24 protein-coding genes are annotated in these 25,569 nt (G+C 66.2%); 10 read left to right on the forward strand and 14 right to left on the reverse strand.

Translation table 11 applies throughout. From position 1 onward, the window contains the following. Positions 1-8: 8 nt before the first annotated feature. The 4 genes from V6M49_RS06455 to V6M49_RS06470 are packed head-to-tail and all read left to right on the forward strand — an operon-like array spanning position 9 to position 4,328. A complete protein-coding gene (locus tag V6M49_RS06455; protein WP_332760594.1) occupies positions 9-1,271 on the forward strand; it encodes a DUF4350 domain-containing protein in 1,263 nt (420 codons plus the stop codon). Beyond that, positions 1,268-2,269, forward strand: coding sequence for an AAA family ATPase (locus V6M49_RS06460; RefSeq protein WP_104062198.1), 1,002 nt, complete (start codon positions 1,268-1,270; stop codon positions 2,267-2,269). Before V6M49_RS06455 ends, V6M49_RS06460 begins: the two co-directional genes overlap by 4 nt. An 11-nt stretch (positions 2,270-2,280) precedes the next feature. After that, positions 2,281-3,573 (forward strand): DUF58 domain-containing protein, encoded by a 1,293-nt coding sequence (locus V6M49_RS06465; protein ID WP_058931923.1) that lies wholly within the window; start codon positions 2,281-2,283, stop codon positions 3,571-3,573. A 41-nt stretch (positions 3,574-3,614) separates the two neighbouring features. After that, positions 3,615-4,328, forward strand: coding sequence for a DUF4166 domain-containing protein (locus V6M49_RS06470; protein WP_332760595.1), 714 nt, complete (start codon positions 3,615-3,617; stop codon positions 4,326-4,328). A 36-nt stretch (positions 4,329-4,364) separates the two neighbouring features. On the opposite strand, the gene V6M49_RS06475 is transcribed toward V6M49_RS06470, so the two are convergent. The 7 genes from V6M49_RS06475 to mnmA form a co-directional block, all read right to left on the reverse strand. Then, complete coding sequence (locus tag V6M49_RS06475) at positions 4,365-5,375, reverse strand: hypothetical protein (RefSeq protein ID WP_332760596.1); 1,011 nt, start codon at positions 5,373-5,375, stop codon at positions 4,365-4,367. After that, the gene (locus tag V6M49_RS06480) at positions 5,366-5,758 is read right to left on the reverse strand and encodes a chorismate mutase (protein ID WP_332760597.1); all 393 of its coding nucleotides are present in this window, start codon (positions 5,756-5,758) and stop codon (positions 5,366-5,368) included. The genes V6M49_RS06475 and V6M49_RS06480 overlap by 10 nt, the downstream gene beginning before the upstream one ends. Positions 5,759-5,879: 121 nt before the next feature. Next, positions 5,880-7,595: an ABC transporter ATP-binding protein gene (locus V6M49_RS06485; protein WP_210412310.1), complete on the reverse strand. Its 1,716-nt coding sequence runs from the start codon at positions 7,593-7,595 to the stop codon at positions 5,880-5,882. After that, complete coding sequence (locus V6M49_RS06490) at positions 7,592-8,605, reverse strand: ABC transporter permease (protein WP_332760598.1); 1,014 nt, start codon at positions 8,603-8,605, stop codon at positions 7,592-7,594. Before V6M49_RS06490 ends, V6M49_RS06485 begins: the two co-directional genes overlap by 4 nt. After that, on the reverse strand, positions 8,605-9,687 hold the full coding sequence (locus V6M49_RS06495) for an ABC transporter permease (RefSeq protein ID WP_332760599.1): 1,083 nt from the start codon (positions 9,685-9,687) through the stop codon (positions 8,605-8,607). The genes V6M49_RS06490 and V6M49_RS06495 overlap by 1 nt, the downstream gene beginning before the upstream one ends. A 93-nt stretch (positions 9,688-9,780) precedes the next feature. Next, positions 9,781-11,421 (reverse strand): ABC transporter substrate-binding protein, encoded by a 1,641-nt coding sequence (locus tag V6M49_RS06500; RefSeq protein ID WP_332760600.1) that lies wholly within the window; start codon positions 11,419-11,421, stop codon positions 9,781-9,783. 174 nt (positions 11,422-11,595) lie between these two features. Next, on the reverse strand, positions 11,596-12,720 hold the full coding sequence (gene mnmA / locus V6M49_RS06505) for a tRNA 2-thiouridine(34) synthase MnmA (protein ID WP_332760601.1): 1,125 nt from the start codon (positions 12,718-12,720) through the stop codon (positions 11,596-11,598). Positions 12,721-12,925: 205 nt separating this feature from the next. Between mnmA and V6M49_RS06510 the strand changes: the two genes are divergently transcribed. Then, the gene (locus tag V6M49_RS06510; RefSeq protein WP_332760602.1) at positions 12,926-14,197 is read left to right on the forward strand and encodes an NAD(P)/FAD-dependent oxidoreductase; all 1,272 of its coding nucleotides are present in this window, start codon (positions 12,926-12,928) and stop codon (positions 14,195-14,197) included. On the opposite strand, the gene V6M49_RS06515 is transcribed toward V6M49_RS06510, so the two are convergent. Both V6M49_RS06515 and V6M49_RS06520 read right to left on the reverse strand, forming a co-directional pair. Further along, positions 14,173-15,405 (reverse strand): cysteine desulfurase family protein, encoded by a 1,233-nt coding sequence (locus V6M49_RS06515; RefSeq protein ID WP_332760603.1) that lies wholly within the window; start codon positions 15,403-15,405, stop codon positions 14,173-14,175. The two genes, V6M49_RS06510 and V6M49_RS06515, sit on opposite strands and share 25 nt — an antisense overlap. Before the next feature lie 56 nt (positions 15,406-15,461). Then, entirely contained in the window at positions 15,462-16,124 is a 663-nt protein-coding gene (locus V6M49_RS06520) for a helix-turn-helix transcriptional regulator (RefSeq protein WP_332760604.1), read from the reverse strand. A gap of 90 nt (positions 16,125-16,214) precedes the next feature. Here V6M49_RS06520 and V6M49_RS06525 point away from each other — a divergent pair, with 90 nt between their 5' ends. Continuing rightward, positions 16,215-16,643, forward strand: coding sequence for a hypothetical protein (locus tag V6M49_RS06525; protein WP_332760605.1), 429 nt, complete (start codon positions 16,215-16,217; stop codon positions 16,641-16,643). Between the two features lie 9 nt (positions 16,644-16,652). Here the strand turns inward: V6M49_RS06525 and V6M49_RS06530 are convergent, their stop codons facing one another. Continuing rightward, a complete protein-coding gene (locus V6M49_RS06530) occupies positions 16,653-17,324 on the reverse strand; it encodes a hypothetical protein (protein WP_332760606.1) in 672 nt (223 codons plus the stop codon). A 167-nt stretch (positions 17,325-17,491) separates the two neighbouring features. Here V6M49_RS06530 and V6M49_RS06535 point away from each other — a divergent pair, with 167 nt between their 5' ends. The 4 genes from V6M49_RS06535 to V6M49_RS06550 all read left to right on the forward strand — a co-directional run bounded on the left by V6M49_RS06535 (position 17,492) and on the right by V6M49_RS06550 (position 20,673). Next, positions 17,492-18,454: a J domain-containing protein gene (locus tag V6M49_RS06535; RefSeq protein ID WP_141141046.1), complete on the forward strand. Its 963-nt coding sequence runs from the start codon at positions 17,492-17,494 to the stop codon at positions 18,452-18,454. 78 nt (positions 18,455-18,532) lie between these two features. Next, positions 18,533-19,000: a tRNA (cytidine(34)-2'-O)-methyltransferase gene (locus V6M49_RS06540; RefSeq protein ID WP_058931909.1), complete on the forward strand. Its 468-nt coding sequence runs from the start codon at positions 18,533-18,535 to the stop codon at positions 18,998-19,000. Between the two features lie 202 nt (positions 19,001-19,202). Then, on the forward strand, positions 19,203-19,811 hold the full coding sequence (gene sigK, locus V6M49_RS06545; protein ID WP_141141047.1) for an ECF RNA polymerase sigma factor SigK: 609 nt from the start codon (positions 19,203-19,205) through the stop codon (positions 19,809-19,811). Between the two features lies 1 nt (position 19,812). Next, positions 19,813-20,673, forward strand: a complete 861-nt coding sequence (locus tag V6M49_RS06550) for an anti-sigma factor (RefSeq protein WP_332760607.1) — start codon at positions 19,813-19,815, stop codon at positions 20,671-20,673. 48 nt (positions 20,674-20,721) lie between these two features. On the opposite strand, the gene V6M49_RS06555 is transcribed toward V6M49_RS06550, so the two are convergent. The 4 genes from V6M49_RS06555 to V6M49_RS06570 form a co-directional block, all read right to left on the reverse strand. Then, a complete protein-coding gene (locus tag V6M49_RS06555; RefSeq protein ID WP_332760608.1) occupies positions 20,722-21,501 on the reverse strand; it encodes a PIG-L deacetylase family protein in 780 nt (259 codons plus the stop codon). 2 nt (positions 21,502-21,503) lie between these two features. Beyond that, positions 21,504-22,457 (reverse strand): electron transfer flavoprotein subunit alpha/FixB family protein, encoded by a 954-nt coding sequence (locus V6M49_RS06560; RefSeq protein ID WP_332760609.1) that lies wholly within the window; start codon positions 22,455-22,457, stop codon positions 21,504-21,506. A gap of 14 nt (positions 22,458-22,471) precedes the next feature. After that, positions 22,472-23,272 (reverse strand): electron transfer flavoprotein subunit beta/FixA family protein, encoded by an 801-nt coding sequence (locus V6M49_RS06565; RefSeq protein ID WP_141141051.1) that lies wholly within the window; start codon positions 23,270-23,272, stop codon positions 22,472-22,474. 253 nt (positions 23,273-23,525) lie between these two features. Beyond that, positions 23,526-25,199, reverse strand: a complete 1,674-nt coding sequence (locus tag V6M49_RS06570; RefSeq protein WP_332760610.1) for a trypsin-like peptidase domain-containing protein — start codon at positions 25,197-25,199, stop codon at positions 23,526-23,528. Between the last annotated feature and the right edge of the window lie 370 nt (positions 25,200-25,569).

Genomic DNA, 25,569 nt, shown 5'->3' on the forward strand with positions numbered 1-25,569 from the left:
GTCCCACGATGCAGACCCCTTCGCCGGATCTTCTGGCGCCCAAACGTCCGACGTCGGGTGCACCGGAGGCGCAGCCGGGTTCCGCCCCCGCACTCCGATCCGGTTCCGGGCCCGGTTCCGGGTCCGGGTCCGGCGCCGCGGGTGCCCGTGCCTGGCTCCGGGGGCACCGCGGCGGGGCAGCGATCGGCGCGGCGGCCGCCGTCGGACTGGCGGTGGTTATTTCCACCCAACTCGCGCCAAAGGGCGATTCCCTGCCCTTATCCGTGCATAACGCCGGGCCGGGCGGCGCCAGGGCGGTCAGCGAGATACTGGGCCGCCACGGTGTCGAGGTCCTGGATGTTGAATCCTTTGACTCCGCCACGGCAGCACTCGCGGGCCGGCCGGGTGCCACCCTCCTCCTGTACGACCGGAGCGGATTCCTGGACCAATCCCGACTGGACGAGCTGACCGCACGTGCGGGACGCGTAGTGCTGGTGACGCCGCGGCTCGGCACGCTGAAGGCACTCCATACCGGCATCAGCCAGGCCGGTGTGGTGCCCGAGTCAACGGCGCTCCTGGAACCGGGCTGCGATCTCACCGATCCCGCGGCGGCAGGTGCTGTCTCCGGAACCGGCGGATTCCTGTACGACGGCGGCACGGTGTGCTTCAGCCCGCCCGGAAGCACCGCCGGGCTGCTTGCCCGCACGGATGATGGCGGCCTGACCGTCCTGGGCAGCACCGCCCTCCTCAACAACGGCGGGCTTGCCGGCCACGGCCATGCCGCACTGGCCCTGCGGACGCTGGGCGGCTCAGAGGTCGTTGTCTGGTACCTGCCCGGACTGGGCGACGCGGCCGCTGCGGAGTCAACGCAGACACTTGATGAACTCGCCCCTGACTGGGTGGCATTCCTGGGGCCCTGGCTGGTCTTTGTGGCCATGCTTGCCATTGTGTGGCGCGGGCGCCGCCTCGGCCCGCTCGTGTTTGAACCACTCCCCGTGGTGGTCAAGGCCGTGGAGACCGCAGAAGGCCGCGCACGCCTTTATCAGGATTCCCACGCACTGGACCGGGCACGGGACAACCTTCGGGCCGGCACCCTGGTCCGCCTGGCGCAAGCCCTTCGGGTGGGATCCCAGGCCACTGCCGACGACGTGGTGCAGGCAGTGGCCCGGCACCTGGGCCGGCCGGAAAGAGATATCAGCGGCCTGATCCAGGAACGCCCCGGTACCGCAACCAGGCTGGTGCAATGGTCACAGGAACTGGACAAACTAGAGAACGAGGTCAGGACCCGATGAACGAACCGTACGGCGCCCCGCAGATCATGGACTCCTCTCCGCGGACGCTGGATCCCGCCCGGCAGGCGCTCCTGGATGTCCGCCACGAGGTTGCCAAAGCCGTGGTGGGCCAGGATGCCACCGTCACCGGACTCCTTATCGCGCTGCTTTCCCAGGGACACGTTCTCCTCGAGGGCGTGCCCGGTGTGGCCAAGACACTCCTGGTCCGCGCCCTGTCCGCCGCGCTGAGCCTGGACACCAAACGCGTACAGTTCACCCCTGACCTGATGCCCGGCGACATCACCGGTTCCCTGGTCTATGACTCGCACACCTCGGAATTCAGTTTCCGCGAGGGGCCGGTCTTCACCAACATCCTGCTGGCCGACGAAATCAACCGGACGCCCCCGAAGACGCAGGCTTCCCTGTTGGAGGCCATGGAAGAGCGGCAGGTCTCGGTGGACGGGGTGTCCAGGCCGCTGCCGGCGAACTTCCTGGTGGCGGCAACCCAGAACCCCGTGGAGTATGAGGGAACCTATCCCCTGCCCGAAGCTCAGCTGGACCGGTTCCTGCTCAAACTCACCATGCCGCTGCCCAGCCGGACTGACGAGGTGGAAGTGATCCGGCGGCACGCGGCCGGCTTCAATCCCCGGGATCTTGCTGCCGCCGGTGTCCGGGCGGTGGCCGGCGCCGAGGACCTCGAACGGGCGCGGCAGGCCGTGGCCACCGTTGCCGTCGAACGGGAAATCATCGGCTACATCGTGGACCTGGTGCGCGCCACCCGGCAGGCGCCGTCGTTCCAGCTGGGGGTCTCGCCCCGCGGTGCGACTGCACTGCTTAATACGGCCCGCGCCTGGGCCTGGCTGTCGGGCCGCAGCTTCGTCACGCCGGACGATGTCAAGGCACTGGCGCTGCCGTGCCTGCGCCACCGGGTGGCCCTGCAGCCCGATGCCCAGATGGACGGGGTCCGCGTGGACGATGTCCTGGGCAGCATTCTGGCGTCCGTCCCGGTCCCCCGCTGATTCGCTTGCACATGGCACTCTCCGGACGGTTCGTCGTGCTGGCACTGCTGGGCCTGGTGCCGGTGCTGCTGTTTCCTGGCGGGGGAACGGTCCTGGGCGTGGTCGTGGCACTCGCTGCTCTCCTGGGCCTGGACCTTGGCCTGGCCGCTTCCCCGCGGGCCATCATCGTCACGCGCGCCGAGCCCGGCAACGTGACGCTGCACGGCACGGCCGCTTCGGTCCTCACGCTGCGCAACAGTGGCCGGCGACGCCTCCGCGCCACTGTTCGGGACGCGTGGCAGCCGTCTGCCGGGGCTGTGAATCCGGTCCAGGACCTGGACATCCCCGCCCTGGAAAGCCGCCGGATGACCGTCCGGCTACAGCCGGTCCGGCGCGGCGACGTGGGCGCCAGGCACGTCACTGTGCGCTCCCATGGACCCCTTCGGCTCGCGGCACGCCAGCGCACGTTTGACTGTGCGGGCCTCCTGCGGGTCCTGCCGCCGTTCCATTCCCGCAGGCACCTCCCCTCGAAGCTCAGGAAACTCCGCGAACTCGACGGCAAGGCCGCCGTGCAGATCCGGGGTGCCGGCACCGAATTCGACTCGCTGCGTGACTACGTCCGCGGGGACGACGTCCGGTCCATCGACTGGCGCGCAACCGCCCGCCGGTCCGCCGTCGTCGTCCGCACCTGGCGACCGGAACGCGACCGTCGCGTGGTGATCATGCTGGATACATCCCGCACGTCTGCGGCGAGGATCGAGGATGAGCCACGGCTGGATACCGGCATCGAAGCGGCGCTCCTGCTGGCGGTCCTGGCCGAGCGTGGCGGTGACCGGGTGGACTTCCTGGCCTACGACCGACGTCCGCGGGCAAGGGCCGGTTCCGCCACCACCGGCAACCTCCTGGGGCAGCTGGTGCAAGCGATGGCGCCCCTCGAGGCGGAACTGATTGAGCTTGACTGGTCCAGCCTCCCCGGCCAGATCCGGGCGGTCTCCGCCCATCGGTCCCTGGTGGTGCTGCTGACCTCGTTGGACGGCGGGGCACCGGAGGAAGGGCTCATTCCCGTGGCCGCGCAGCTCGCGCAGCAGCACGTTGTGGTGGTGGCCGCCGTCCGTGATCCCATGCTGGGGCGGATGCTGCGGGAGCGTGAGAACGCCGCCGGCGTGTTCCGGGCGGCAGCGGCCGAACGCGTACTGCTGGAACGGGCGGCGGTCAGCGCCGAACTCCGGCACCACGGGGTGGAAGTGGTGGATGCGGAGCCACACCAGCTGCCGCCGCAGCTTGCCGACATGTACATCCGGCTCAAGGCGGCCGGTAGATTGTGAGTCGCTGCAGCGCCGCTGACGGCACCGTCCAGGAGGTCACCATGAACGTCCCTATTTACCGGCAGGCCCTGGGCGAGGACTTCCACCGGCTGCAGCCTGAGCTGCAGGAGTACTTTTCCCTGGCGCCCGGCTCGGGGCACTACGGCGTCGGGGAGGGTGTGTTCGACGTTGTGGGCTGCCGGCAGGCGTGGCTGCGGCCGCTGCTCAAGCTGACCTCCGGGGAGGAGGCGTTTTTCCCGGATTACGGGGAAGTCATCCCCTTCCGGATTGAAAACCATGCCCACCAGGATCCGTTCGGCCGCTCCAGCCTGACTGCCCGGCGGGAAATCCGTTTTCCCGGGCACGTGCGGATATTCCAGGACACCACCAGCCTCGTGGATTCCGACGGCGGCCCGCGGCTGGTGGACTACCTGGGCCGTTTCCGGCGCATGGTGACCGACCTCAAGCTCAGTGTGACGGCCGAGGGTAGGCTGCGCGGCGTTTCCGAAGCGTCGCGGCTGTTCCTGGGCCCCCTCCGCCTGCCGCTGCCGGCCATGGTGGATGCCAGGGCTTACGCCGAGCAGTGGTGGGACGGCGCCGCTGGCGAGCACGGACAGCACCGGATCCAGGTCAAGGTCATCCAGCCGCAGATCGGTCTGGTCCTGGTCTATGCGGGCAGGTTTGACTACCGACTGCGTCCCTACATCGGCGGCAGTTCGGCGCAGAGTTTCCTGCCCCGCTACGCCCAGCCGGACCGTTGGGAGAACCGGACGTAGAAGTCTTGCCCTTAGGTCCGCCCAGCGGTGGGCCGATCAGCCGTGTGCGCGCTGGTTCAGGCCGTCGGCCACCTGGGTGAGTCGGCCCAGCACTGCTGTGGCGGTGGCCGGCGTGTGGCCGGCCAGTCCCGCCGAGGGGGTGACCCGGATACTGTCCAGGGACGACGCCGGCAGCCCCAGCTCGTGCCATGGCCGCCAGACGGACTCTACGACGTCGGCCACCCTGGGCAGCGTGCCACGGCTGACGTCCAGCGCGCCGGCCCAGATCCGCTTGCCTGCCTCCACTGCCGTGGCCAACTGCTCCCACTGCCGTGTGGTCAGGGCCCTCAGCGGTACGGCCACGCCGTCGGCGCCGGCGGCAATGATCCGGCCGATGGGGGCCTCAATTTCAGGCACGGAGACAACGATTTCGGCGGCGCCCGCCTCACGGAGCGCCTCGATCACCACCTGCCAGGACTCGGTGACCTCCTGGCCTCCCACCGCCCGCAGCGTGCGGTAACCGCTCGACGTCGGAATGGTGCCGGCCAGCACGGCGGCGATATCAGGCTCGTCGACCTGGACCACCAGCCGCGCGCCCGGAACGGCGCTGGAAATCCGGGACAGGTAGCCGCCCACCCCTGCGGCCAGCGAGTCGGCAATGTCCCGGCGTGCGCCGTAATCGATCAGTGCCCGTTCGCCGTTGTGCAGGTGCAGCCCGGCGGCAAGACTCAGCGGTCCCAGCAGCTGGACCTTGAGTTCGGGGGCGCGGGTGTCCTCGGCGCCGGCAACGTCAGCCAGGACGTTGATGTCGGTGGACAGTGCCGACGCGGCCCGGCGGAAATCCTTGCCCGGACGGTCCACCAGCCGCCAGCCGTACGGCTGGACATCGACGGCCATCTCAACCAGGAGTGCGGCCGTCCGCCCCAGGGCGTCGGAACCGACTCCACGGTCCGGAAGCTCTGCCAGGAACGGCAGGTGCGGGCTTCCAAGCTCGCCGCGGATAATGCGGGCAGCCTCCACGGGGTCCTCCCCCGGCCAGGGCCCAAGCCCGGTGGCTGTTACTTCCACTCTGCAGCGGCCTGGTGGTCCTCGGCGATGGCTTCATGATGGCGGATGACCTCGCCGATGATGAAATTCAGGAACTTCTCCGCAAACGCGGGATCGAGGTGGGCATCCTCCGCCAGCCGCCGGAGACGGGCAATCTGGGCGGATTCCCGGCCCGGATCCCCCGCCGGGAGCCGGTGCGCTGCCTTGAGGAAGCCCACTTTCTGGGTGGCCTTGAACCGTTCGGCCAGGAGGTACACCAGGGTGGCATCGATGTTGTCGATGCTGGAGCGGATGGACAGCAGTTCCGCCATCACCGAGTTGTCCACGTGGCCTGCCAGCGAACTCGCGGCGGCATCGTAGGTATCGGTGTCGGTGTCGGGAACATCGTGGTTTTGCTGCGTCATGGTCCAAGTCTATGGGGCGGCCGCGGAAATCCTTCCGGTGTTAAGCGGCGGACGGACACCCCGCCTGGTGGGGCGGGATGTCCGTCTGATGGTTCCGCGACTGTGGGGTCGCCGGTAGTGCCTACTGGGCCAGCAGCGCCCGGTGCGCTTCCCGGCGTCGTGCCTGTTCGTCCGGATCAGGGACGGGCAGCGAGGCAATCAGCCGTTTGGTGTAGTCGTGCTGCGGCGCGCCCATCACCTGGCTGCCGATGCCCTGCTCCACCAGCTTGCCCTTGTACAGGACGCCCACCCACTGGGACAGGATGTCCACCACCGCGAGGTCGTGGCTGATGAACAGTGCCGCGAACCCGAACTCGGCCTGGATTTCCTTGAAGAGTTCCAGAACCTTTGCCTGGACAGAAACGTCCAAGGCCGACGTCGGCTCGTCAGCGATCAGCAGCCGCGGGTTCAGGATCAGTGCCCGCGCCAGCGACGCCCGCTGGCGCTGCCCGCCGGACAGCTCGTGCGGGTACCGCTGGGCGTACGACGCCGGCAGCTGCACTGATTCAAGCAGCTCAGCAACGCGTTTGCGCGCCTGCGCCGGGCTCGGGTTGGTGTGGATGATCATGGGCTCCGCTACGCAGTCGCCGATGGTCAGCTGGGGGTTGAAGGACGCAGCCGGATCCTGGAACACAAAGCCAATATCCTTCCGAAGGGGCTTGAACGTCCGCTCCTTGAGGTTCAGCATCTCGTAGCCGAGCACCTTCAGGCTGCCGCCCGTGGTCCGGTTCAGGCCCGCGATGGCCCGGCCGATTGTGGTTTTCCCTGATCCGGATTCGCCCACCAGTCCAAAGACTTCGCCCTGGGACACGGTGAAGCTGACCCCGTCCACGGCCTTGAAGGCCGGCGTTCCCAGCCTGCCGGGGTACTCGATGGTCAGGTTGGTTGCCTCCACCAGCACCGGCGAGCCCTGGTGGGCGCGTTCCAACAGGCCCTCCGACGCCGAGTTCCGGCCCAGGTGGGGCACGGCGGCCAGCAGCTTCTTGGTGTAGTCCTGCTTGGGTTCGGCGAACAGCACCCGCACCGGCGCTTCCTCCACCACATCACCCTGGTACATCACCACCACGCGGTCCGCGAGGTCGGCCACCACGCCCATGTTGTGCGTGATCAGCACGATCGATGTGCCGTACTTGTCCCGGAGGTCCCGGAGCAGCTCCAGGATTTCGGCCTGGACGGTGACATCCAGGGCTGTGGTGGGTTCATCGGCCACGATGAGTCCCGGGTTCAGGGCCAGCGCGGCGGCGATCACCACGCGCTGCTTCTGGCCGCCGGAGAACTGGTGCGGGTAGTAGTTGACCCGATGCTCCGGATCCGGGATCCCCACTTTCCGCAGCGCCTCAATGGCACGGGCCTTGGCGTCCTTGGCCGAGACCCGCTTCCCGCCGGGACCGCCGGCGTGGGCACGGATGCCCTCAGCAATCTGCCAGCCCACGGTGAACACGGGGTTCAGGGCCGTGGAGGGCTCCTGGAACACCATGGCCACATCGCGGCCGCGGATCTGCCTCAGCTTCGCGGCGCTGACGCTGATCACGTTGTTCCCGTTGATCAGGACGGCGCCCCCGCTGGTGGCGGTCTCAGGCAGCAGCCCGAGGATGGTTTTCGCAGTCACGGTCTTGCCGGAGCCGGATTCACCCACGATGGCCAGGACCTCGCCGGAGCGGACGTCCAGGCTCACATCCTTCACGGCGTAGACGTCTCCGCCGTCGGTGGCGAACGTGACTTTGAGGTGGTCGATCTCCAGGACCGGCTGCTCTGCCGGCCTGGACTGGTCAGACACCGGATCAATATTGATGGTCACAGTCCTCTCACATCCGCTGCGATGGCGGCGTTGGCGGCGGCGGTTGATGGTCCCGGGGCGCCCTTGGCGCCGGCAGCCTTGCGTCCGCGCAAGCGCGGATCGTTCAGGTCATTGATGCTTTCTCCTACGAGGGTCAGTCCAACCACCGTCAGGACGATTGCCAGGCCGGGGAACACGCCGGTCCACCAAATGCCTGAGGAGGCGTCGGACATCGCCTTGTTCAGATCAAAGCCCCATTCCGCCGCGGAGCTTGGCTCGATACCGAAACCGAGGAAGCCCAGGCCTGCCAGGGTGAGGATGGCTTCGGAGGCGTTGAGCGTAAAGATCAGCGGCAGGGTCCGGGTCGCGTTCGAAAAGATGTGCCTGCTGATAATCCTGGCGCTTGAGGCGCCAACAACCTGGGCGGATTCCACAAACGGTTCAGCCTTGAGCCGGATGGTTTCAGCGCGGATCACCCGGAAGTACTGCGGTACAAACACTGCCGTGATGGCAAAACCGCAGGCGAGGATTCCGCCCCAGAAGCCAGACTGTCCCTTATTGATGGCAATCGACATCACAATAGCAACGAGGAGTGTCGGGAAGGCGTAAATTGCGTCAGCAATCACCACCAGAACGCGGTCCAACCAGCCGCCGAAGTAGCCGCTCACCAGTCCGAGGAACACGCCCAGGAAGATGGACATCAGCACGGCAGCAACAATCACCGCCAAGGCTGTCTGCGATCCCCAGATCATTCGGGACAGGACATCGTAGCCACCCACTGTCGTTCCCAACAGATGCTTGCCACCGGGTTCGGCCTGCGCCGGGAACGAACCGGCGTCATCGGAAATCTGGGAATACCCGTACGGCGCCAGCAGAGGCGCAAAGATCGCAGCCACCACAAAAACTGTGCAAAGAACGACGCCGATAAGCAGCATAGTGCGTTGCAGGCCAACGCTTTGGCGGATGTGGGACGAGACCGGAAGCCGGTCCAGCAAGGACTTCTTTTTCGGTTCCAAAACTGTGGTACCCATCAGTACCTCACTCGCGGATCAATCAGGGCGGCGGCAATATCCACCGCGAAATTGGTGATCGCCACAATGACGGCCAGCAGCATCACGATGCCCTGGACAGCCACAAAGTCACGCGCGGTAAGGTACTGCGCCAGCTGATAGCCGAGGCCCTTCCACTCGAAGGTGGTTTCGGTCAGCACCGCACCGCCGAGCAGCAGGGCAATCTGCAAGCCCATCACCGTGATGATGGGGATCAGCGCAGGCTTGTAGGCATGCTTGGTCACCAGGCGGTATTCACTGACACCTCGGGAGCGGCCTGCCTCAACATAGTCCCTGCCCAGCGTGCCGATCACGTTGGTGCGGACCAGTCGGAGGAAGACGCCCGCGGTCAATAGGCCCAGCGCGACGGCCGGCAGGACTGCGTGGTGGACGATGTCGCCGAAGGCTGCCAGGTTGCCGCTGCGAAGGGCGTCCAGCCAGTAGACGCCGGTGGGCGCTGCCAGCCGGCCCATCGCCAGTTCCGTTGTGGTGGATGCACGGCCGGCCACGGGGAACCAACCCAGTCCCACAGAAAATGTCAGCTTCAGCAGCAGGCCGGCAAAGAAGACAGGGGTGGCATAGCAAAGGATGGCGAACATGCGCAGGACAGCGTCCGGAACCTTGTCGCGTTTGTGGGCGGCGAACATACCCAGCGGTATTCCCACGAGCAACGCCACTATCACGGCGTTGATGCTCAGTTCCAGGGTGGCTGCACCAAATTTCGCGAGCATCTCGATGACGGGCCGGCCATCTGAAATAGTCCGGCCGAAGTTTCCGGTGGCGATGTGGCCAAGGTACTCGATGTATTGGATGAACAGGTTCCGGTCATAGCCGGCCTGGTGAACCAAGGCGTCGATTTGTTCCTGCGGGAGGCGTCCGCCCTGGGCTGCGGTAATGGGATCGCCGGTGATCCGCATGAGGAAGAAAACGAGGGTGACGAGGATGAAGATCGTCGGGAAGATCAGCAGGAAGCGAATCAGGATATACCTCCCGAGGCCACCTCCCGCGGATTTGGATATGGGGGCCGCCACCGTTGGCGGCGGCGCATCTATCAAAGTGGCCATGCTGAACCTGCTTGGTCTGGAAATCGAAAATGTGGAGCTAACGCGTAGGAGGCAGGACCGGCCGGCCCCACCCCCTACGCAGGTATTTAGCTGTTACTTGGAAACGGTGCCGAGCCGGAACTTGAACGACGCATCAAGTGTCGAATCCACGCCCTTCACCTTGGTCCCCGAAACAGCCACCTGGGCCCCTTGCAGCAACGGCAGGGTGGAGATGTCCTTGGCCAGCAGGTTCTGGACCTCCTGTATGGTCTTCTCACGCTCTGCCTTATCAGCTGTCACAAGCTGCTTGGCGATCAGCGTTTCGACCTCGCTGTTGGAGTAGTGGTTGTTCATGAAGCCACCGCGCACAAAGAAGGGTGTCAGGTAGTTGTCCGCGTCGCTGAAGTCCGGGAACCATCCCAGCTGGAAGACGGGGTAGCTGTCTTTCTTCGACGCCGAGTTATACGTGACCCACTCAGTGGACTGAAGGTCCACGGTGAACAGACCGCTCTTCTCCAACTGGTCCTTGACCATGGCGTATTCGTCACCGGATGACTTGCCATAGTGGTCAGGGTTGTACTGCAGTTTGATCGTCACCGGGCCGGTGATGCCGGCGTCGGACATGACCTTCTTGGCCTTGTCCAGGCTGGGTTTGCCGGAGCCATCCCCGTACGCCTGCTTGAAGGATTCGTTGGCGCCCACGAAACCGGACGGGACGTTGGACCACATCGGCAGGTAGGTGCCCTTGTAGACCTGGTCCGAAATGGCCTGGCGGTCGATCAGGTTGGCAGCGGCCTGGCGGACGGCCAGCGCCTTCTTCGGGTCAGCTTCGGGAGCTTTGGCCCCGTACGGCATGGTGTCGAAGTTGAAGACGATGTACCGCATCTCGCCGCCGGGTCCGACATGGACCGTGACGCTGGAGTCCTTCTTGAGGTCATCGATGTCCGTCGCGCTCAGGCTGCGGTTGGCAACATCGATCTGCCCGCCTTTGACCTCCAACTTCATGTTGGTCTGGTCGGTGTAGTACTTGATGGTGGCCCCTGCGTTGGCGGGCTTGCCAAGCACTCCCTTGTAGTCCGGCCAAGCCTTCAGGCTGACCAACGTGTTCTTGTTGTAGGAGTCGATGATGTACTGGCCGTGGAAGGCGTTGGCTTTGACAATGTCCTCGTCGCTGAGGAGCTTGTCTGCCGGGAAAACTTCGTCGTCAACGATCGGGGCGGCCGGGCTGGTCAGAATCTGCGGGAACGTCTGGTCGTTGGCATTCTTCAGTGTGAAAACCACGGTGCTGGCATCAGGTGTGGCGATGGAATCGATGTTGGACAACAACGAAGCCGGACCGTTGGGATCGTTGATGGCAGTCTGGCGATCAAAGGAGAACTTGACGTCTTTGGAATCCAGCACGTGCCCGTTGGCCCATTTGAGGTCACTCTTGAGTTTGACGGTGAATTCGGTGGGCTTGGTGAAGGAGGACGATTCGGCCAGGTCCGGCACGGGGTCGGCACCACCGGGCTTGGAGTTCAACAAGAAGGAGTAGATCTGGTTCATCACCATGAACGAACCGTTGTCGTACGAGCCCGCGGGGTCCAGTGCGGTGACCTTGTCTGTGGTGCCGTACGCAATGACGCTGCTGGCATTCTCCGATGCTGTGCTTCCACCGCCGCCGCCACCCGAGGGGCCCGTGCAGGCCGTCAATGCGAAGGCGGAAACGCCTGCGAGCGCAATTGCGCTGCGCAAGGCTTTTGTGCTCTTGGTCATCTGTGAACTTTCTGTTCGATGAGTACGCGCTCGCCGCCCGCAAATGGGTGTCTTGGCTTGAGCGGGCAGCGCGCTGTCCTGATGCCTAGATTCAACCAGACGCCGGACTCATCAACCGGCTTTTTTGTGAGTTGAGACACAAAATTTACCTGACCAGGGTAAATTTGCTCCGCCTCAGAGCTCCGCGCGCTGCAACGACCGGGCAGCGTCGATGGTTGCCTGGCCCAGGACGCGGCTGCCCTGGTAGAGGACCACTGTCTGGCCGGGTGCCACACCGCGCAGCGGATCGGTCAACGTGACCAGCAGCTGGGGTGCACCATCGCCGGGCAGCATTCTCGCAGTTGCCGGCACGGGGTCCCCGTGGGCGCGGACCTGGGCATGGCAGTCAAACTCGGCGCCCGTTTCGATTTCCGCGATGGGCAGGCCGGCCCACGAGACCTTGATGCCGCGGATCTCGTCAATGGCCAGCAGCGCCTGGGGCCCCACCACTACCTTGTTTTCCTTGGGCCGGATCTCCAGGACGAACCTGGGCTTGCCGTCCGCTGCGGGTGTGCCGAGCTTCAGGCCGCGGCGCTGTCCCACGGTGAACGCGTTGGCTCCCGGGTGCTCCCCCACCTTCGTACCGGTCTCGTCCACAATGTCGCCGGTGGTCATGTCAATCTTTTCGGCGAGCCAGCCGGCGGTGTCGCCGTCGGGAATGAAACAGATGTCGTGGCTGTCGGGCTTGTTGGCCACTGACAGTCCACGGCGCTCGGCCTCGGCCCGCACCTCAGCTTTGGAGGGCGTGTCAGCCAGCGGGAACATGGAGTGCTTGAGCTGCTCGTGCGTCAGGACACCCAGGACGTAGCTCTGGTCCTTGGCCCAGTCCGCGGCCCGGTGAAGTTCGGGGTTGCCGTCGGCGTCCTTGATGACCTTGGCGTAATGCCCGGTGCAGACGGCGTCAAAGCCCAGGGCGATGGCCTTCTCCAGCAGGGCGGCAAACTTAATCCGCTCGTTGCAGCGCATGCAGGGATTGGGGGTCCGCCCGGCAGCATACTCATCGATGAAGTCCTGGACCACGTCTTCCTTGAAGCGCTCCGAGAAATCCCAGACGTAATACGGAATGCCCAGCACATCGCAGGCACGCCACGCATCGCGCGAGTCCTCGATGGTGCAGCAGCCGCGGCTGCCCGTCCGCAGGGTGCCGGGCATCCTGGACAGCGCAAGGTGGACGCCGACGACGTCGTGCCCGGCTTCAACGGCACGTGCTGCGGCAACGGCGGAGTCGACTCCACCGCTCATGGCTGCTAGAACTCGCATGCTGGCTTTCTTTAGGGTTCGGGGGATGCCGGCAGAGGGCGGCTGCCGTTCAACCGGCGGCCGCAGGAATAGCACAATGCCTGCCGCACCAGTCTATCGCCACGCCGAATCCTCCCCAAAAGACCCTTGACCCAGCGGGCCTTCACTTCTAAAGTCAGAATTAACGGTTTTAGACTTCGAGCACACCGGCGGGAATCGGGCGGACATGGCTGAGGACATTGCTACTGCGGGGGACATTGTGATTGCCGGCGGCGGCCTGGCCGGGGCCACCGCCGCCAAGACGCTGCGGGCGGAAGGGTTCAAAGGCCGGGTCACGATCATCGGCGCAGAGCACCATCCTCCCTACCTGCGGCCGCCGCTGTCCAAGGAGTATCTGCTGGGCAAGGCCGCCGAGGACGCCGTCCCGGTGGTGCCGCCAGGCTGGTACGCGGAGAACGACGTCGGCCTTCGCCTGGGTGCCCGCGTCACGGGCATCCGGCCGGACGCCAGGACGGTGGAGCTGGACGACGGCAGCACGCTGGCTTACGGTTCCCTGCTGCTCGCCACCGGGGCGGCGCCCCGCACCCTCCGCCTGCCCGGAAGCGACCTGGCCGGCGTCTCCACCTTCCGCACCCTGGACGACAGCCGTCGGTTGCGCAGCAGCCTGGCGGCAGGCGGCAGGAACGTGGTGATGGTCGGCTCCGGCTGGATCGGCATGGAACTGGCTGCGGCTGCCGCCACGTACGGCAACAACGTCACGCTCCTCGGACTGGAAGAGATCCCCTTGGCCGGGGCCATCGGCCCTGAGCTCGGGCGGTTCTTCCGCCGACTCCACGAAGCCAACGGCGTGAGCTTCCGGCTTCCCGCCTCGGCACGGGAAATCACCGGCCTCGGCGGCGCTGTCACCGGGGTGGTCACCGATTCCGGAGAGGCGCTCCCTGCGGACATCGTGGTCATCGCCGTCGGCGTGGTTCCCGAGACGGGCATCGCGCAGGCGGCTGGCCTGGCCCTGGACAACGGGATCCTCACGGACGCGTCCCTGCGGACCAGCGCGCCCGGCATTTTTGCCGCCGGCGACGTCGCCAACGCCCTGCACCGCTTCACCGGCCAGCACCACCGCAGCGAGCACTGGTCCAATGCCCTGAACGGCGGAAAGGTGGCCGCCAGGGCCATGCTCGGCCAGGATGCAGTACTGGGCACCATCCCCTACTTCTACACCGATCAGTACGACGTCAGCATGGAATACTCGGGCTTCCCTGCCCTGGCGGCGGGCGCTGAGCCGGTGATCCGGGGGTCACTGGAGGGCAAGGAGTTCATCGCGTTCTGGCAGCAGGATTCCAGGGTGGTGGCCGGGATGAGCGTCAACTGGCCGCGGAAGCCACAGCCTGGCGCGCAGAAGACCATCAAGGCCCTTATCTCGGCCAGGACCCGAGTCACAGCGGAGCGCCTGGCCGACAACTCCGTTGGGCTCGATCAGCTCCTGCCGGAGGACGCCTGACGCGCTACCGTTCCCGCAGTCTGGATCGAGGATTCATGCCCGGCCATCCCTGCCTGGCGGGCGCGTTGGTACGCGCCGGGGAGGGCTGCCAGCAAGGCATCCACGTCCGCGTCGGTTGAGGTATGTCCCAGCGTGAAGCGCTGGGCGCCGCGGGCTGTCTCCTCGTCCAGCCCCATGGCCAGCAGCACGTGGGACGGGCGCGGGACACCGGCCGTGCAGGCGGATCCCGTGGAGGATTCCACCCCCACCAGGTCCAGCAGGAACAGCAGCGAATCACCTTCGCAGCCAGGGAACGTGAAATGCGCGTTGCCGGGCAGGCGACCCTCCCCCGGGGCGCCGCGGAGTGCAGCTTCGGGCACGCGCTGCAGGACGCCGTCGATGAGCCTGTCCCGCAGGGCCGCGATCCTCGCGGACTCGGCGGCAAGCCGTGCGGTGGCGGCCTCGGCGGCAGCAGCGAAGGCGGCGATGGACGCAGTGTCCAGCGTCCCGGAGCGCACGTCGCGCTCCTGGCCGCCGCCGTGCTGCACCGGAGTCAGCTTGACGGCCCGCCCCAGCAGGAGGGCGCCGACTCCCACCGGTCCGCCGATCTTGTGCCCGGAAACGGACATCGCGTCCAGCCCGGAGGCCTTGAAATCAACGGGCAGCGAGCCGAAGGCCTGCACGGCATCCGAATGGACCGGCACTCCGGCGGCGTGCGCCAGCTGCACAATCCTGTGCACCGGCTGGATGGTGCCCACTTCATTGTTGGCCCACATGACCGTCACGAGCGCAATGGTCCCGGGGTCCCGGGCCAGCTCGGCGGCGAGGACGTCCAGGTCCACCACACCCTGGCTGTCCACGGGAAGCCACGTGACAATGGCACCCTCGTGCCGCTCCAGCCATTCCACGGTGTCCAGCACGGCATGATGCTCGACGGCGGAGCAGAGGATGCGGCGCCGTGCCGGGTCTTCGCCGGAACGGGCCCAGTACAGGCCCTTCACGGCAAGGTTGTCCGACTCGGTGCCCCCGGACGTAAAGATGACCTCGGAGGGATGGGCGCCGGCCGCCGTCGCGATGGCTTCCCTGGCGTCCTCCACGGAGCGGCGGGCACGCCGGCCCGAGCCGTGCAGGGACGAAGGATTGCCAGTGCGGGCAAGTTCCCGGGTCAGGGCTGCCAGCGCCTCGGCGGAAAGTGGCGTGGTGGCTGCATGATCGAGGTAGACGGGCACGCCTCAATTCTAGCGGTGCCCCGGGCGGCACACCCGCGGCCCCGGCCCATCAGGTGTCAGGGCGGGGTGATCCTGGCGCAGCACTGGCCAGGCTCGCTGTTCGGCGCTATGCGTTCCTCCGGCTCCCCGCACGCCGCAGCCGCGCCCTGCAGAAATGCTCCGTTCATGGCGCAGACCACTTCCGGGTGCCCGTCCGAGAGGCGATGGAACGGGCAGTTCACCAGCACAAAGCCGCCCGCGCCGTCAGGCCTGGGCTCGTAGCCCTCCCCCGTCATGAAGTCCGTCAGGCTTGCGGCGCCGGCGGCCAGCGCCTGGCCCTTGCCGTACGACGCGGCCAGCAGGGAGTTGCCCACGGCTCCGCCGGTCGCTGTGGAGTGCTCGATCGCTGCGACCAGCAGCTCAGCCGCGAGGTCATAGTTGCGGTCCGGCACGGAAACACCGACTTCACTCGTTGATTGCCGGTACATCTTGGCCGGCCGCCCGGAGCCAGGACCTGACTTCCCGGCAGCCTTGTGGAATTCCACCGCCAGGAGTCCGTCCTGGACCAGCCTGTCAAGGTGGAAGGACGCCGTGCTTCTTGGCAGGCCGAGGGCCAGCGCAGCCTCATCGCGCCCGACTGCGGCCTCGGAAGCGGCAACCAGTTCAAAAAGCTGCCGGCGCTTGTCGTCGCCCAAGGAAGCCACGGCCGCCATGCGGCGGCCCCACGGAAGTCTGCGCACCCTGTACCCCTAACTCTAAAAACAACATCCATTGCTTAATGGTGCTAATCTTTCTAAAATAATCATACCTACTTTTAGAAGGAGTCCACCATGACAACCAACGCGAAAATCACCGCAGGCAGTCGGCTACAGGCTATGGCACCGGACAGGCAGGCCTTCTTCCTGCTGCGCACCGTATTCACCGTCGCACCGATTCTCTTCGGGCTGGACAAGTTCACCAACATCCTGACCGACTGGACCATCTACCTCGCGCCGGTTGCCACCTCCGTGGTGCCGGTGTCGGCGCAGACCTTTATGTACATCGTCGGCGTCGTGGAGATCGCCGCCGGCATTGCAGTGGCCGTCCGGCCCCGGTTCGGTTCCCTGCTGGTCGCCGTCTGGCTGCTGGGCATCATCATCAACCTGCTGGTCCTGGGCAGCTTCTACGACGTTGCCTTACGGGACTTCGGCCTGCTCGTGGGCGCGCTGGCCCTGAACCGGCTTTCCCCCGCCGGGTCCTGGCGCAGGCACGGTAAGTAACCGACACAGCTAGTTCGACGGCGGAACCACACTGAGGCGTTCTGCGACGTCGGCCCGGGCGGCTGCCAGAGTGGCATCGTCCGGGCAGGCCACCGAAATGTAGACCGACGATGCCGCGGCGCCGAACACCCGGGCCATAACAGCGGTGGCCCTGACGCCCGCTTGGCCGGGTTTCTCCAGCGCCAGCACCTCAGCCGACGGCCCCGGCTTGCCAACCTCACCGCCCCACCGCAGCGTCGCTGTCTTCAGATAGCCGGGCAGGATGGTCGGATCCAGGTACGTGAAGAGGCCAGCAGTCGACTCCTTGTCGTCCTGAAGCGCCAGCGGGGCCTGGTTTGTGCGGACCTTGGCCGCCACCAGACAGCCGTCGGACTTCACGAATTGACTCTCGCCGGCCACGTTCTCCTTGACCTGCTGCCAGCCGGGTGCATCCTTGAGTCCGTCCGAGATCCCCACGGGGACCCCGGCGGCCAGGGAACCGCCAGCGGAGAACGGCATGTCCTTTGCGGCAACCGCTTCTGCGTCATGGCCCGGGGTGATGGTAGGGGTGGCCAGGGCGGTGACGGTTGGCTCCACTTTCGGGGCGGCCGGATCGGGAACGTCAACACTGCAGCCTCCCAGTGCTGTCACGCCGAGCAGCGCCCCCGCCACGAGTACAGCCGCCTGCGCCTTCACGTCCACCCCAATATGTTCGCCCGGACGGCCCGCCTGCCGTCATCCTTAAAGAGTCTAGACGCCGGGCCGCGGGAACCACTGGGGCGTGCGCAGACGTTGTGTGGGCAGGCCGTAAACTGGGGCCCACCGGGCTGCATGCCGTGGACTGGCCAGCGAAGAAAAAGGATGAGTGCTTGACCGAGAGCAGCAACTCCTACTACGAGGTGCTCCGCGTCGCCGTGACGGCCACCGACAAGGAGATCAAGGTGGCCTACCGCCGGGCCGCGAGAAAGGCCCATCCTGACCATGGCGGGGACGCCGCCGCTTTCCGGCAGGTGACGGCAGCATACGAAACCCTGATAGACCCGACGCGCCGGAAGGCCTACGACCGCTCATATGCGGCAGGAACGTCCCGCAACACCGACGATTCCGCCGCGGGGCCGCACTTTGATGCGCCGGCGGCGGGCAGCCATGCCTCTGCCACCGTGCACCGGACCACCACGCCCCGGAACACCGCGGGTGACCCGCCCCTGTACGTCCCGCCCTACGATGCGGCGGCCTTCGAGGCGTCCGGCATGGTGCCGCTCATCCCGTTCGCCCAGGCCAGCCAGCAGGTCCACGGGATGCCGCGCAAACGGGGTATTTTTGGCGCCGAAGCCCGAATCCAGCGCGAACTGCGCACGGTGCAGCTCATCACCCGCCAGGTTCTGCCCGCCATTCCTGCGGCCCGGCTGGTCAACGGCCTGCAGTCCCCGGCCGATAACAGCCACATCGACCACGCACTCCTGTCCGGCTACCGGCTGGCGCTGATCGGTTCCATGCTGCTGCCAAAGGGCGCCTACGCCTGGGACGGGCAAACCCTGAGGCACGGCGGACGTTCCATCGCGCCGCCGCAACTGGCCCACGTTGTCCGGGCCATGCAGGATATCTTCCCGGAACTGAACGTCACCGGCTGGACAGTCATCCACAGCGCCGACGGCAACCTCCACGAACCCGTCATCGACCGCCACCGGCGAACAGCCGGCACCTCCGAAACCATCCAGGTGGTGAACGCGGCGGGCCTGGTCCGCGGCCTCAAGCACTTCCTCTCCTCCGGCCCCACACCCAACACCGTTAATGTGTCCGTGCTGGCCAGGCTGCTTCGCGGCATGCACTGAACTGAGGCATGAGCTTAGCTGCATGCACCGGGTTCGTGCACTGAACCGTTGACCGGATTGGTTGACTAGGATTGGACCGTGTTCCGAATCCTCTTCCATGCCCCCGAAATCCCCGGCAACACCGGCAATGCGATCAGGCTGGCAGCCATAACCGGCGCCCAACTGCACCTGGTGGAACCCCTCGGCTTTGATTTCTCCGATGCCAAGCTCCGGCGCGCCGGCCTGGACTACCACGACCTCGCCGTCGTCACCGTCCACAAAAGCATCGAGGACGCCTGGCGCGAGCTGCAGCCGGAGCGTGTGTACGCCTTCACCTCGGACGGGACCGCCAGCTATGCGGACATCGCCTACCGCCCCGGGGACGTCCTGATGTTCGGCCAGGAATCAGTGGGCCTGCCTGAACACCTCAAGAGCGATCCGCATGTCACGGCCACCGTGCGGCTTCCCATGCTGCCGTCCCTCCGTTCGCTGAACCTGGCCAACGCGGCGTCCATTGCTGTCTACGAGGCCTGGCGCCAGCAGGGATTTTCCGGCGCCCAGATTTGAGCGCCCGTTCCGGACGCCCGCGGCCCATCCGGACGGCTGCCGGCACCGAATCACTCCTGACAGCAATTCCAGGGCGAGGAAGGAGCGGCAGGTGACACGGCTAGCGACGAGGCGGGCGGCCCCGTCGGCTCTCCCCTTTCCTCGGGACAGCACCGGCCGCGATGCCCAGGTTTCACCGCCGGGCGACTTATGCTGGGTAGTGATGGAAACTCCCAACGCGCCAAACTCCGAGGCCCGGGCCGCAGTCACTGACTCACCGGCGGATCTCAGCAAGCGCTTGGCCGGGCTGCTCGCCCGCATAGCCGGCGGCGACCAGGCCGCGTTTGCCGAGTTCTACCAATTGACATCGCGCAGGGTGTTCGGCATGGCGCGGCGGGTGCTCATCGATCCCGAACTCAGCGAAGACGCCACGCAGGAGGTTTTCCTCCAGGTCTGGCAGAACGCCGCGAAGTTCAACCCGGAAGCAGGCAGTCCGCTCTCGTGGCTGATGACCATTTCGCACCGCCGGGCCGTGGACAAGGTCCGTTCCTCGCAGTCGGCCACCGACCGAGAGGCCAAATACGGCGCCAGCAGCCAGGACGTGGACCACGACTCCGTCTCCGCCGAGGTGGACAGCAGGCTCGAGGCCGAGGCGGTGGTCCGGTGCCTGGAAACACTGACCGAAACACAACAGGAATCGGTACGGCTGGCCTACTACGGCGGCCTCACTTACCGCGAAGTCGCGGAAAAGCTAAACGCAGCAGTACCCACCATCAAGTCCCGCATCCGCGACGGACTGATCCGCTTGAAGACTTGTCTGGGGGTGAGTTGAGATGACAGAAATGAATAGTCAGGGAGGCACCCGCCGTCCCGGCTCGTTCGGAACTGAGATCGCCGCCGACCTGGAATCCGGGCGGGCCGTGGATCTCGCCGAGCTCTATGCCCTGGACGCGATCAGCGATGCTGAACGCGCCGCCATTGACCGCTACATCTCCGCCGCGCCCGACGCCGAGCGCAGCGCTTTCCTTGAGCGTGTCCGCCAGGCCAGGGAGACCCTCGCGGCGTCCTTTACGGCTGAGGCGGAACCTCCCGCGGATCTTTTCGCACGAATCGTGTCCCAGTTGCCGTCCCTCGCGCAGCTGCCTGCCGATGGGCCCACCGAAGTCATTGCTGCGCCTGCCGCACAGTCGCCGGCAGAGGCGCTGGATGAACTCGCCGCGGCCAGGGTCCGCCGGGAAGAACGACGCCGGCCTGCCGGCGCCCGCCGCTGGCTCACCGCAGTCGCAGCTGCCGCCGTGATCGCCCTCGGTGGCGTGGGCGTGGGCGCCTACATCACGGACCAGAACGATCCCCTGAACCAGGTGGTCCGGGCCGCCGACGTCCGCGAAGCCTCCGTACCTGTCTCCGCCGGCGGCACCGCCACAGTGCTGATTTCGTCGTCGAAGGATGCCGTGGTGGTCAAGATGAACGGTGTACCCGCACCGCCGGCCGGCAAGGTCTACCAGATGTGGCTGATCCCGAAGGACGGCTCGGCACCGGTTTCCCAGGGCCTGATGGACGAAGCAGCCCTGTCAAAGCCTGCCGTGGTGAAGGGCATTGCGTCCGCCGCAGCGCTCGGCATCACCGTGGAGCCCGTGGGCGGTTCGGCTACCCCGACGTTCCCCACTGTGGCTGCCGCACCGCTGGGCGCCTGAGCCCGGGGGCGGCTGCGCCAGAGGCCAGCCGCCCCATCACCGGACGTCCTAGAAGCCGGCGATCGTCCCCGGGCCGTTGACGGCGACCACGTGGAAGGCTTCGGCGCTGCGGCCCTCAGCAAAGCCCGCACGTCGTGCGTTCATGTGCAGGCCGTTCCGCACCGCCGCTTCCATGGCCGCGACGTCGGGATGCTGGCTCACGTGCACGTGGATCGCGTCGAGCTTGGCGTCCACGTGGTCGGTGACATCCTCAAAGTGGTTCTCCCGCTCTTCGGGCCCGGCATAGAGCCACAGCCACGGCAGCTTGTACGCCGCGAGGCCTGCCTCGGCCAGCTCCGGATAGGCGAACGGGTTTTCGACCGCAGGGTATACAGCCCGGGTCACGGCCTCCCCCACGGCAAGGTGGTCCGGGTGGCTCTTCTGGAGGCGGTTCCAGTTCCGTTCCGGATGCATGGCGAGCACGACGTCGGGACGGACTTCCCGGATCAGCTTCACCACACCTTTCATCACCTCGTGCGTCGGTTCCAGGTAGCCGTCGCGCTCATGGAGGTAGTGGATGTCGGTCACGCCCACGAGTTCGGCTGCCCGGCGCTGCTCGGCCGCCCTGAGGGCGATGATCTCGGCCCGCTGCGCCGGGTCGAAGCCGCCCGCGTCGCCGTCGGTCATGATGCAGTAGCTGACGTGGATTCCCGCGGCCGTCCAGGCGGCGATGGTGCCGGCCGCACCGAAGTCGATGTCGTCCGGATGGGCGGCGAAACAGAGTACCCGCCCAATCCGGTGTATGTCCGGGTTGAACGGGCTCTGTGCTGAGGCAGCGGAGTGCGTCAAGGTCAGCCTTTTCGCTTCTTGATTTCTTCGGTGGCCTGCGGAAGGACGTCGAAGAGGTCCCCGATGATGCCAAAATCGGCGATTTCGAAGATCGGCGACTCGGCGTCTTTGTTCACGGCCACGATGACCTTGGCTGTCTGCATCCCGGCTTTCTGCTGGATGGCACCGGAAATGCCGGCAGAGATGTAGAGCTGGGGCGACACGGTCTTGCCGGTCTGGCCCACCTGGGCGTCGTGGCTGATCCAGCCGGCGTCCGTGGCTGCACGGGAGGCTCCGACGGCAGCACCGAGGGCGTCCGCAAGCTGCTCAACGGGGCCGAAGTCGCCGTCCACTCCGCGTCCGCCGGCCACCACGATGCGGGCGTCCGACAGATCCGGGCGGCCGCTGGCGGCCTTCTGTTCGCGGGCGGTGATACGGGCTGCCGTGGCCGTGCCGTCCGCCGGCACTTCGACGGTGGACGTCTCCGGGGCGGAAGCCACGGATGCCGGCTCCGGCGTGACGTTGTTGGCCTTCACCGTCAGCACGGATACCGCCGTGGTGGCCCTGGCAGAGGTGGTGTAAGAACCGGCGAGGACCGACTTGTGGGCTGTACCGTCGGCGTCGACCGCCACAACGTCGGTGATGACGCCGGCGTTGAGCCGGATGCCGAGCCGCGCCGCGATCTCTTTGCCTTCGGGCGAGTTGTCCAGGAGGACCGTGCCGGCGCCGGCGGCACCCGCGGCGGCCGCGAGATAGGCTGCCTTCGCCGAGACAAGGTAGTCATCCAGGTCCTGGGCGGAGGGCCGGAAAACGGCGGTGACGCCGTATTCGGCGAGCGTGGCCGAAACATCCTGATGCAGATCGCCGTTCACGGCAACAGCGGTCTCTCCCAGGGAACGTCCCAGGGTGAGCAGTTCGAGGGTGCTCTTCTTCAGGGCGTGGCCGGGGTTGTCAATGAATACGAGTACGTTTGCCATGTCTGTGATCCCTCTTAGAGCAGCTTCTGGGCGGCCAGGAAGTCGACGAGCTTGATGCCGGCGTCGCCTTCGTCGGTGATGATGGTTCCGGCGGTGCGCGGCGGGCGTTCCTCGGCAGCGGTCACTGTGGTCCACGATCCGGTGTGGCCCACGTGCGCGGGATCGACTCCGATGTCGGCCAGCGACAGCGTGGTGATGCTCTTGCGCTTGGCCGCGATGATGCCCTTGAAGTTGGGGTAGCGCGGCTCGTTGATCTGGTCCGTCACGGAGACCACTGCAGGCAGCGAAGCTTCGACGGTCTCAGAGTAGGTGTCGGCGTCGCGGCGCGCGGTCAGCCGGCCGCCGTCGACCGTCAGCGAGGACGCGAAGGTGACCTGCGGCAGACCGAGGCGCTCGGCGAGCTGGGCCGGGACCAGGGACGTTTCGCCGTCGGTGGACGCCATGCCCGTGAGGACAAGGTCCACCGGAGCGCCGGTGCCAAGATGGCGGATGGCGGCCGCGAGGGCGAGCGAAGTGGCGGCGGCGTCTGAGCCGGCCAGGGCACTGTCCGTGAGGTGCACACCTTCGGTGGCGCCCATCTGGAGTGACTTCTTCACCGCGTTCACGGCACCGGACGCGCCCATGCTCAGCGCAATGACCTGGTTGCCGGCCTTGGCGCCACCGCGGGCCTCAGCCAGCTGCAAAGCCGCCTCCAGCGCGTATTCGTCCAGCTCGGAAAGGATGCTTTCGTTACGGTCCGTGGTGTAGCCCTCGCCGGTGAGGTGTCGGTCGAACTGTGCGTCCGGTACATGCTTGACCAGGACGATGATTTTCAATGTCTCTTCCACTGTGTTTACAGCAGCCTTCCATGCTTGTGGACAGCCAGCCGGATGGGGTCATGGCCTCGGAACGCCCGGGGTACGGGTAGATCCTAGCTAACCATATAGCCGTCCCCCGTTGCCGTCCCGTTAACGCCTGTGTCACGGCGCTGCCCGGGCGCACGGGAACGCGGACGACGGCGGCGGCGGTCACCTGTGGTGACCTCCGCCGTCGTCGTTGATTGTTTGCCGTGCGCTCTGCTGTTCAGGCCTACTGGTCCGCCGCGGTGCCGAGCGTGACGTCCAGCGTCTGCTCCTGGCCGTTGCGCAGGACGGTGAGCTTGACGGTGGAGCCGCCGGCCTGCTCACGGACGGCCGCTGTGAGCTGGTTAGGCTCGCTGATGACCAGGTCGTTGAACTTGATCACCACATCGCCCACCTTGATACCGGCCTTTGCGGCAGCTGAATTCGGCTCTACCGTTGCCACGTCGGCACCTACGGAGAAGCCCGAGGACGAGCTGCTGGACGACTTTTCCTTGACGCTGACACCCAACTGGCCGTGGGACGCCTTGCCAGTATCAATGATCTCCTGTGCCACCCGTTTTGCGTGGTTGATGGGGATGCTGAAGCCCACTCCGATGTTGCCGCTCGACGCGGAATCGGAGCCTGCGGACGCGATGGCCACGTTGACGCCGATGATCTCGCCCTTGGTGTTGACCAGGGCACCACCGGAGTTGCCGGGGTTGATGGCGGCATCCGTCTGGATCACGTTGATTGAGATGGAACCCTGGTTGGCGGTGCTTTGGCCCTGGCCACCGTTTGGCGGGGCGAACTGGAAGCCCTGATCGCCGCCCTGGGAAGTGTCGCCTTCCTTCGGTGCCGCCGAGGACGCAACACTGATGGTCCGGTTCAGGGTTGAGACGATGCCGTCAGTGACTGTTCCGGTCAGGCCAAGCGGGGAGCCGATGGCTATGGCCGTATCGCCGACGTTGAGCTTGCCGGAATCGCCGAGGGTCGCAGGAGTGAGTCCCGATGCGTCGTCCACCTTGATGACTGCCAGGTCAGAGAGGGGATCCGTGCCCACGAGCGTGGCCTTGAGGACCTTGCCCTTGCTGGTACGGACTTCCAGGGCTGCGTTGGCGCTTTGGCCATCCAGGGTCACCACATGGGTGTTGGTAAGGATGTGCCCCGCGTCGTCCAGGATGATGCCTGAGCCGGTACCGCCTGAACTTCCGCTCGTCGCGCTGATGGTCACCACGCTGGGGGAAGCCTTCAGTGCTGCCGCCGTAATGGCGTTGACGTCGTCCTTGTTGTTCACGATGACAGTGTCAGTCTGGCTGCTGCTCGCCGCCGACGGGGAGCCGTTGTTGAAGAGGCTGCCCGAACCGACAGTGGCAACGCCGCCACCCACGAGGCCGGCGGCCAGGATGCTGGCCACCAGGGTGCCGACGCCGAAGGAGGCTTTCCTGCGGGGCGCGTCGGCCGGGTTCGGGGCAGCGTTGTACTGGCCCGGGGAGTACTGGCCTGTTCCGTACTGACCTGTTCCGTACTGACCAGTTCCGTACTGACCAGGGTTGTGCTGACCTGGATTGTGCTGACCCGCAGAGCCGCCGGGAGCTGCCGAATGCGCCCCGTGCTGGGCGTACTCGTGGCCGGGAGCCTGCTGGCCAGGTGTCTGCTGGCCGGGCGTTTGCTGGCCGGGCGTTTGCTGGCCCGGGGGTGTCTGCTGGCCGTAGAAGGGCTCGCGGGGAGGAAAAACCGTACGGGGTGCACCCGGCAGCGGCTGGGTGAGGTTGTCGGGTCCCCCGGATCGGTCCAGCTGCTCCGTCGGATTAGCCTGACCGACAGCGTCACTGCGGACCTCCGCAGGGTTCTGGTCCGCATTCCGGTTCTCATCCGGATTGCGGTTCTCCGGCGCTGCACCCTGGGTTGGGTTCTCAGTCATTGGACTTCCTTTCATCCTCGTCTGCATTAACTATGTACCGTCTGGCTGGAACTGGGACGAACGTTGGCTGGGAGGTTGCTGGGAGACCGAATTCCGCTGCCAACAGGCACTTCCAAGGGTTTCGCTGGTGGCATATTCGCCGCTGTGGACGCACCAAGAGGTGCACCATAGAATCAAAAGGAAATGCCACAGCGACCTGCGGCTTTACACCACGCGTGGGGGCGCTGCTGCTTTCTGAGACGCTTATTCGTCCCGAATCGGTGTCAGGCGTGCTGAAGGGTTGCACATGCGGTCAAAGTTCAAACGTATCCTCGCCGTGATCGGCCTGACCGGGCTGCTCGCGGTTCCTGCCGGCGCGGCCTGGGCTGAA

The organism is Pseudarthrobacter sp. (assembly GCF_036675385.1).
Taxonomy (GTDB): domain Bacteria; phylum Actinomycetota; class Actinomycetes; order Actinomycetales; family Micrococcaceae; genus Arthrobacter.